Origin of the sequence: Pedobacter sp., from assembly GCF_041662865.1 — a bacterium.
Classification (GTDB): domain Bacteria; phylum Bacteroidota; class Bacteroidia; order Sphingobacteriales; family Sphingobacteriaceae; genus Pedobacter.
In genome coordinates this window covers 1-8599 of record NZ_JBAZRL010000075.1, presented here as the reverse complement: position 1 = coordinate 8599, position 8599 = coordinate 1, and the positions used below count along the sequence as shown (strand labels likewise).

Here is an 8599-nt window from a genome sequence, read left to right as displayed (position 1 = left end):
TAAATATTAATGAAGGAGAACCTGTAAAATATATTGGGCATGCAGGCAGGGGAATTGGGTTTGTAAGCCTTAAATTTTATGTGCCTGCTAAGAATTTGGATGTAATTATCTTAGAAAACATTTATCACAGAGATACGCCTATTGTTTATCATTTTGAAAAAAACATAAGACAAATAGTAATGAATAGTAACTTAGTTAACTAAAAGCTGTTACCAAAATCTGTTTAGCAAATATGGTTACAAAAGTGATTCTATGTTTATGCACATAACAGAAGTTTGATGAAATTGGCAGAAATTCAACTTCAACCTATTATATTCGATTATAAATGTTTACTACCCGATTAAGTGGCGCCAAGCGGCGAGTTAGCGGCAAGTATAACAGACCCACATTCCAGACAGAAACAAGCGGACTTTTGAGCAAAGTAAATTCGGACGTTTGAACAAAATTACTCAACAAAATGCTATCTACTTTTGTCCCAACAAAATAATTTAAAAATGGGACAGACGAATTACAACGGAGCATTACAGAAACCAATTGGTTCGGGCTTCAACGCAAAATCAACTTCAATAGAAGTAATTAAAGGCATCGACCTTACAGGAAAAATTGCCATTGTAACAGGTGGTAATTCGGGCATCGGATTGGAAACGGTACGAACACTTGCAAACGCAGGTGCAACCGTCATTGTTCCTGCAAGGGATATTGAAAAAGCAAAGAAAAACCTGCACGGAATTGACAATGTAAAAATCGAAGAAATGGATTTAATGAACCCTAATTCCATTGACACATTTGCCGAAAAGTTTTTGGCTTCGGGCAGACCGTTGCACTTGCTCATCAACAATGCGGGCATTATGTGGGTGCCGCTTCGCAGAGATAATCGTGATATTGAATCGCAATTATCCGTAAATTATCTTGCGCAATTTCAACTCACAGCAAGACTTTGGAAAGCAATAAAGAAAGCCAACGGAGCAAGAATTGTAAATGTTTCTTCGCAAGGACATCAATTTGCCCCATTTAATTTTGACGACCCGAATTTTGAACATCGGGAATACGAAACCTTGCAAGCTTACGGACAATCAAAAACGGCTGTCAATTTGTTTTCTCTTGAATTAGATAATCGTGCAAAAGCGTTTGGTGTAAGAGTATATTCAATACATCCAGGTTCTATTGGAGGAACAGAATTAGGAAGAGAAGCACCATTGGAATTATTTGTAAAAATGGGATTTTGTGATGACAAAGGAAATATCTTGCCCGAAGTTGCTGCTTCTTTAAAAACAATTCCGCAAGGTGCATCTACTACAATTTGGTGTGCAACAAGTCCGTTATTAACTAACATTGGCGGTGTGTATTGTGAAGATACCGATATTGCCGAATTGTCTTTTGCACAAGAAATTTATGCAGGTGTAAAACCGTATTCGTTAGAGGAAACCAACGCAAAAACCTTGTGGCAATTAAGCGAAAAATTGACAGGAATAACATTTCAACTCAATTGATAATTGTAAATTTGTAACCATACAAGCGATATGGAGTTCCAACTAAAATACATAACAGACGACATCAAACTTTCTTGTTACGAGGACAAGTTGTTTAAAACGGAAGTCGTGTTTGAGCACCATATGCTTGTGTGGTTCATTTCGGGCGAAACAAAAATTATTCAAGCAGACCAAAATTATTTGTTTAAGGCAGGCGATATTTTTCTCATTCCAAGAAATCAGTTAGCAACAATCATCAATTACCCGAAAGACGGACAACCGCATAAGTCGGTGGTAATGCACTTGACCATTGACAGACTACGAGAATTCTACGCCACCCTGAACGTAAAAACAAAAATTTTAACAACACAAAAAATCCGAAGTTTTGACAAACACCCATTGTTAAAAAGTTGCCTTTCTTCGCTGATACCATATTTTGACGTACAGGAAAAATTTCCCGAAAATATCGCTTCACTAAAAATTACGGAAGCAATCAGTATTTTAAGAACAGTTGACAAAGATATTGATCATATTTTAGCCAACTTTGAAGAGCCCTATAAAATTGACTTGTCAAGTTTTATGGAAAAGAACTTTATGTTCAATATGCCTTTGAAAAAATTTGGCTACCTAACAGGACGAAGTTTGACAACTTTCAAACGTGATTTTCATAATATTTACAATATGACACCACAACGTTGGCTGACACAAAAGCGTTTGGAGTTGGCACATTATCAACTTGCCGAAAAAAACAGAAAACCCGTTGAAGTGTACTTAGAAACTGGCTTTGAAAACTTATCACACTTTTCATTCGCTTTCAAAAAACAATTTGGACTAACACCGACAGAACTTGCCGACCGAAAGACGAATACCTACCACTAATATCGGCTTGGCAATAGTGGGGCTGACGTGCAAAGGCTCAACTTTGGTTTTTTCAATTTAGCTTTTGTGCAAAACTGAACTTTTGTGCTGTAAATCCTCCACATTGCAAAGCCCCTCAAAGTTATAAACCCCTTATTCTGCAAAAGAATAAACTCTAACCCATATTTGATTATTCAAAACCCAACCCATATTTTTGAATAAAAACATATTTTTATTGTTTATCAATAAATATTTATTATTTTTGACACATTAACTTTAATCTTAATAAGATGTCAAAAACAAACAGTTTCGTATTTTGGGCCTTATATGTTATCGCTTGGCTCATCTTTGTCGGCTTATCTATTGAAGCAGGAGCCCTAATCGTAAATTTCTTTTTTAGTCTGTATAAGCCTGAATTTATCCAAAATCTTTATCAAAAGGTGGACTTAACTGAAATGTATGAAAACAGTAGATTAGCTTTTTTCAATACCTATAGCTTAATGCTATGTATTTCAATTTTAAAATGTATCCTATTTTACATCGTAATCAGACTAATGCACAAAATGGATTTATCAAAACCATTTAGCACTTTTGTGGCGAAACAAATTTCACAAATTAGTTATTTCACGCTTTCAATAGGGCTGTTAAGTTACATTGCAAGGGAGTTCGCTAAAAATTTAATGCATCAAGGGTTTGTCACCAATAGCTTGGACCAATTTTGGGCAGACAGTCAAGCCTTTATTTTAATGGGAGCTGTAATTTATATTATTGCGACTATCTTTAAAAAGGGTGTAGCTATTCAAAACGAAAACGATTTAACGGTATAAGCTATGGCAATCATTGTAAATTTAGATGTAATGATGGCAAAGCGAAAAATGTCACTTAATGAACTTTCTGACAAAGTTGGATTGACTTTATCGAATCTTTCCATATTAAAGACAGGTAAAGCAAAGGCAATTCGTTTTAGCACTTTAGAAGCAATTTGTAATGTTTTGGAATGCCAACCGAGTGACATTTTGGAATATGTGAATGACCAACAAAAAACAACAGACCTTTAACAGCAGCAGCCTTAATTTTAACAGCTATGGGATTATTTAGTTTCCTAAAAAAAACACCTGAACAAAGTCAAACTTTATCAATTAACCCGTACAAGGACAGTTCGACAAACTTCATTTACAATTTGCTTTTTTGTGACAGTCTCAATTTATATAAAGAGAAAACACAACAGCCTTATGCGTATCCTTTTGATATTCTTTTTTCAGAACCAAGTTCAGTTACAGATTTACAAAAAATCATCGACGACAAAAATTCTGACCCAAGATTAAAAATTCTTGCTTACAATAGACAACTTGCAAGCGGACACAAGCCTGCAAAAAAAGAATTGCTGGCGGTTATTGTAGAAGTTGGACTTGAAAATGGACTTGACGTATTAGCCTCATTTAAAGACGGAACAGCAAGATATATAAATCAGACAGGAAAAATTTTAGTTTGGGAAACAACCGATGATGTATCTGCAAACCAAATTACAAACGACTTATTTGCTAACAGTCAAAACATCGTAAACCAAATTGGGGTTTGGGATAGGCCAAGGCTTCCAAATCCGATCAAAGGAAATGTGAGAATTTCTTTTCTTGTATCAGACGGACTTTATTTTGGTGAGGGACCAATGAACGATTTGTTCAGCGACCCTATGGCAAGTCCGGCATTGACAAAGGCAACAGAATTAATGCAATATTTAACACAAAAATCTTTGGACACTAACAAATAGAACGAAACAAAACTTTGTGCTAAATTTGAACTAATGTGTTAAAAATCCACCACCTTCACTAATGCCCTAAAACATTAGCACCCTTTGTAGCCAACAGCTTGACTTACTAAATAACCTAAACATGAGAAAAGTAATTGCAGCAATTAACATGACGATTGATGGGATCTGTGACCATACTGTAGGTATCCCTGATGAAGATTTACACCAACATTACACCGACCTTTTAAACAATGGAGGCGTTATCCTATATGGTCGGACAACTTACCAACTTATGCAGTTTTGGCAAACGCTGGTAAAAAACCCTTCTGGTAAAAAATCAATGGACGACTTTGCTTTGGCAATTGACCGCATACCAAAACTTGTTTTCTCACATACCTTGCAAAATACCGACCCAAAAGCTACTGGCTGGGAAAGTGCCAAACTTGCCACACAGGAAATTGAAAATGAAGTTTTAGCACTCAAACAACAACCGGGCGCTCCTATTTTAGTGGGCAGTCGCAGTTTAATTATTCAGCTAATGAACCTTAATTTGATTGATGAGTTTCAGCTCTGTATTCATCCAATGGTAGAAGGAAAAGGACTACAGTTGTTTGACAACATAAAAGACAGGACAATCTTCAAGCTTTTAAAGACAAAAACCTTTGGTTCAGGGTCAATTGTGCTCTATTACGAGCCCATACGTGAGTAACCCAGCAACCGCTAACATAAGCTTTGCAAATTGCCGTATTCTTTTGCAAATGAGTGCGTATTTTCCATAACTTCGTTACCTAGCGACACAAACAAAATTGAATACCTAATTTATGTTTAGACACAAAGGAAAAACGAGGACATTTAAGCATAATTTAAGCATTGCCTCCCTACTGTCGTTTGTGGCCGGAATTGTTAATGTGGCTGGCTTTTTAGCTGTTCAACGCTTAACCACAAATGTGACTGGTCATTTTGCTTTTTTTGTAGACGAAATTTTTAAACTCAATTTTTGGCAAGGATTTATCTATTTCTTATACATTTTCTTCTTCTTTTTAGGTTCATTTGTATCCAACCTTTTAATTGAGCTACTTTCAAAAACGCGTGTTAGCTTAATTTATGTAGTTCCAACACTTATCGAAAGTTCAATATTGCTTTTTTTAGCAGTATTCGGACAAGTGCTCATCTCACACAATCCTAATTTATTGGCCTGTTCTTTGCTTTTTGCCATGGGCTTACAAAATTCATTAGTCACTACCATTTCTAATGCAACTGTACGTACCACGCATTTAACAGGACTGTTTACAGACTTAGGAATTGAACTCTCTCAATTGTTTTTCTACAAACAAAAAGAACAAAAGCACAAGCTTTATTCTTCCATAAAATTAAGGCTAACCATTATCACGTTTTTCTTTTTAGGTGGACTTTTAAGCGGTATATTTTATTCGACCTTAAAATTGTATGTATTAGCCATTGCCGCAGCCATTTTACTTATTGGAATACTTTATGATAACCTAAAATTGAAATTGATCCTTCAAAAGAGAAGCCACAATCAACAAAGTAAAATACCATAAGCTAAACTCATCCCTTCCCTCCTACATCCGCCACTGCGCCTAATTAATAGTCCTAAAAAATTGAAAAGCTATTCGTAATTTTAACACTTAACCGGTTAATTCCATGTCCTATAACATTCCCAAACATTTTACGGGCCTTTCAAAAGAAGAGCTAACTAGTTCACGAAGTAAGTTTGGCTATAACCAGGCCGATACCGTTAAAAAAAATACATGGTACTTGATGCTGCTAGACATTTTGAAAGAACCAATGTTGCTTTTGCTGATTGCCGTAGCGGTTATTTATGTAATTGTAGGCAACTATGCCGAAGCCATCTTTATGTTAGGAGCCATTATAGTTGTTTCTGGAATTTCATTCTATCAAGATAACCGCAGTAAAAAGGCATTAACAGCGCTAGAAAAACTAAACGAACCGCTTTCTAATGTCATCCGCGAGGGTATAGTACTTCAAATACCCACCTATGAAATTGCAGTGGGCGATTTATGTATTATAGAAGAAGGAAAAACAATTAATGCCGATGGCGAAATTGTACACAGCAACGATTTTTCGGTGAATGAAGCATCGCTCACTGGCGAAAGCTTTTCTGTATTTAAAAGTAATGAAACCGAGGATAGAAAAGTATATAGCGGAACGCTAGTGGTTTCTGGTTTAGCGGTTTTTAAAGTAGAAACCATTGGCAGTAAAACGAAGCTCGGCAAAATTGGAAAATCCATTCAAGACATTAAAGAAGAGCGTTCGCCCTTGCAAAACCAAATTACCAAATTTGTAAAATGGATGGCCGTAATCGGTTTAGTGGTATTTCTGTTGGTGTGGGCATATAGCTTTTGGCTCTCGAGCAACCTTATCGACAGTCTTTTAGCAGGGCTAACGCTGGCCATGTCCATTTTGCCCGAAGAAATTCCTGTTGCCTTTACCACTTTTATGGCATTGGGCGCTTGGAAACTCATGCAAGAAGGCATTATTATTAAACGGAGCAGTGTAGTAGAAACATTAGGAAGCACTACCGTGATTTGTACCGATAAAACTGGAACGATTACCGAAAATTCGATGCGTTTAAAAGCCATTTTTGACTACACATCAGCGCAAGTTTTTGATGATACGCAGTTTAAGGATCCCAAACTTGCCGAATTGATCAGTACCGCCATGTGGAGTAGTGAACCTGTTCCGTTCGACCCGATGGAAAAAACGCTGCATCTGGTGTATGAACAAACGCAAGCCAAAGACCTCCGAAAAGAGTTTAACATGATCCACGAGTATCCATTAGATGGTAAACCTCCAATGATGACGCATCTATTTGAAAATGCCTTAGGTAAACGGATTGTGGCTGCCAAAGGTGCACCAGAGGCTATTCTTGCCGTTTCCAATCTGTCAGCAACCGAAAAAACAACATTGCGCCAACGTATTCAAGATTTTGGCAAGCAAGGCTATCGGGTATTAGGAGTGGCTAAATGTAATTTTGAAGGCAATGATTTCCCACAAAAGCAACAAGACTTCAGCTTTGAATTTTTAGGATTTACGGTATTTTACGATCCTCCTAAAAAAGGAATTCAGGATGTATTTAAACAAATTTATGAAGCAGGTATTAAAGTAAAGGTGATTACGGGCGACAATGCAGAAACAGCCACAGCCATTGCATTACAAGCCGGCATTCACAATGAAACGGCTGCTGTAAACGGGACAGAAATTTTGGAGCACAGCGAAGCAGAAGTGATGGCATTAGCTAGAAAGACAACCTTGTTTACCCGTATGTTTCCAGAAGCAAAATTGGTGGTGGTGAATGCGCTAAAAAAAGATGGAGAAATTGTGGCCATGTTGGGCGATGGTGTGAACGATGCGCCTGCATTAAAAGCATCACATATTGGTGTGGCTATGGGAAACAAAGGCACGGAGATGGCAAAGGCAGCAGCTTCTTTGGTGATTACCAACGATGATTTAGCTAAATTAATCACTGCCATTGAAGCAGGAAGAAGGATCTATGCGAATATCAAAAAGGCCATTCAATATATTATCTCCATTCATATCCCTATTATTTTAACCGTTTCCTTGCCCTTATTTTTAGGTTGGATTTACCCGCATATTTTTTCGCCAGTACATGTAATCTTTCTCGAACTGATCATGGGGCCAACCTGCTCTATTGTGTATGAAAATGAACCCATAGAAAAAAATGCCATGCAGCAAAAGCCTCGAAAAATGACAGATACCTTTTTAACGTGGAAAGAGTTGAGCATAAGTGTGGTGCAGGGATTGGCTATTACAACTGCCGTTTTGGGTGTGTATCAATACACCGTAAAAGTAGGTATGAACGAAGAAACCACGAGGACCATGGTGTTTAGCACCCTTATTTTTGCCAATGTATTTTTGAGTTTGGTCAACCGTTCTTTTGTGTATAGTGTGGTAGCTAGCTTTAACAATAAAAATCGCCTGTTCCCTCTTATTATCGGAACCACTTTGGTGGTATTATTTGCAGTAGTGTATATACCTCCATTTGCAAAATTTTTCCAGGTAACGGCACTCACTATTCAAAACTTAGGTATCGTAGTTTTTATGGCGGCTATTTCGGTTTTTTGGTTTGAGATTTACAAGTGGTTGAAAAGAATGAAGCAATGATAGCAATGAAACTATTCCTCTTTATTCCCTACGGGGTGTAAATTTTTCCAGTAGCTGAAAAATTAACCAAAATACCGTAGCAAAGCGAAGCTCATTTATACCATTAAGAACATATAAGCTTATAAATAAAGCTGCGCCTGATCCCTACGGGGTGTAACTTTTTTCCAGTAGCTGAAAAAAGTAACCAAAAAACGCCACGCCTGCGCCTGATGCTATTAAAGGTTGTGCGTAAAGAAAGTTGGTACATTCCGCACCAGCCAAGGGCGATTTTAGTAACACAAAATTGGTGCTTTGGCCTGACAGGATGCACAGCGTATTGCAAAATGAACGAATGAACCTATTCCTCTTTATTCCCCACGGG

At 37.2% G+C, this 8599-nt stretch carries 10 protein-coding genes; 9 read left to right on the top strand and 1 reads right to left on the bottom strand.

Translation table 11 applies throughout. The features are described from left to right. From WC622_RS15790 to WC622_RS15750, 9 genes are all read left to right on the top strand, one after another. On the top strand, positions 1-203 hold a 203-nt coding region (locus WC622_RS15790; RefSeq protein ID WP_372820655.1), incomplete at its 5' end, for a hypothetical protein. 291 nt (positions 204-494) lie between these two features. Then, entirely contained in the window at positions 495-1490 is a 996-nt protein-coding gene (locus WC622_RS15785) for an SDR family NAD(P)-dependent oxidoreductase (RefSeq protein WP_372820654.1), read from the top strand. A 30-nt stretch (positions 1491-1520) separates the two neighbouring features. Next, entirely contained in the window at positions 1521-2348 is an 828-nt protein-coding gene (locus tag WC622_RS15780) for a helix-turn-helix domain-containing protein (RefSeq protein ID WP_372820653.1), read from the top strand. A 269-nt stretch (positions 2349-2617) separates the two neighbouring features. Continuing rightward, positions 2618-3154: a DUF2975 domain-containing protein gene (locus WC622_RS15775; protein ID WP_372820652.1), complete on the top strand. Its 537-nt coding sequence runs from the start codon at positions 2618-2620 to the stop codon at positions 3152-3154. A 3-nt stretch (positions 3155-3157) separates the two neighbouring features. Further along, positions 3158-3385, top strand: coding sequence for a helix-turn-helix domain-containing protein (locus tag WC622_RS15770; protein ID WP_372820651.1), 228 nt, complete (start codon positions 3158-3160; stop codon positions 3383-3385). Positions 3386-3411: 26 nt separating this feature from the next. Further along, on the top strand, positions 3412-4095 hold the full coding sequence (locus WC622_RS15765; protein WP_372820650.1) for a hypothetical protein: 684 nt from the start codon (positions 3412-3414) through the stop codon (positions 4093-4095). A gap of 121 nt (positions 4096-4216) precedes the next feature. Continuing rightward, complete coding sequence (locus WC622_RS15760) at positions 4217-4783, top strand: dihydrofolate reductase family protein (RefSeq protein WP_372820649.1); 567 nt, start codon at positions 4217-4219, stop codon at positions 4781-4783. Positions 4784-4895: 112 nt separating this feature from the next. Further along, positions 4896-5633, top strand: a complete 738-nt coding sequence (locus WC622_RS15755; RefSeq protein ID WP_372820648.1) for a YoaK family protein — start codon at positions 4896-4898, stop codon at positions 5631-5633. Between the two features lie 103 nt (positions 5634-5736). After that, a complete protein-coding gene (locus WC622_RS15750) occupies positions 5737-8238 on the top strand; it encodes a cation-translocating P-type ATPase (protein ID WP_372820647.1) in 2502 nt (833 codons plus the stop codon). A gap of 144 nt (positions 8239-8382) precedes the next feature. Here WC622_RS15750 and WC622_RS15745 read toward each other — a convergent pair. Further along, positions 8383-8599, bottom strand: a 217-nt coding sequence (locus tag WC622_RS15745) for a hypothetical protein (protein ID WP_372820646.1), incomplete at its 5' end; no start/stop codon positions are given.

What these genes read in the sequence shown, in the direction of transcription:
- WC622_RS15770 (WP_372820651.1), top strand. Translation starts at nt 3,158, where the DNA reads ATGGCAATCATTGTAAATTTAGATGTAATGATGGCAAAGCGAAAAATG.
- WC622_RS15775 (WP_372820652.1), top strand. Translation starts at nt 2,618, where the DNA reads ATGTCAAAAACAAACAGTTTCGTATTTTGGGCCTTATATGTTATCGCT.
- WC622_RS15755 (WP_372820648.1), top strand. Translation starts at nt 4,896, where the DNA reads ATGTTTAGACACAAAGGAAAAACGAGGACATTTAAGCATAATTTAAGC.
- WC622_RS15785 (WP_372820654.1), top strand. Translation starts at nt 495, where the DNA reads ATGGGACAGACGAATTACAACGGAGCATTACAGAAACCAATTGGTTCG.
- WC622_RS15750 (WP_372820647.1), top strand. Translation starts at nt 5,737, where the DNA reads ATGTCCTATAACATTCCCAAACATTTTACGGGCCTTTCAAAAGAAGAG.
- WC622_RS15760 (WP_372820649.1), top strand. Translation starts at nt 4,217, where the DNA reads ATGAGAAAAGTAATTGCAGCAATTAACATGACGATTGATGGGATCTGT.
- WC622_RS15765 (WP_372820650.1), top strand. Translation starts at nt 3,412, where the DNA reads ATGGGATTATTTAGTTTCCTAAAAAAAACACCTGAACAAAGTCAAACT.
- WC622_RS15780 (WP_372820653.1), top strand. Translation starts at nt 1,521, where the DNA reads ATGGAGTTCCAACTAAAATACATAACAGACGACATCAAACTTTCTTGT.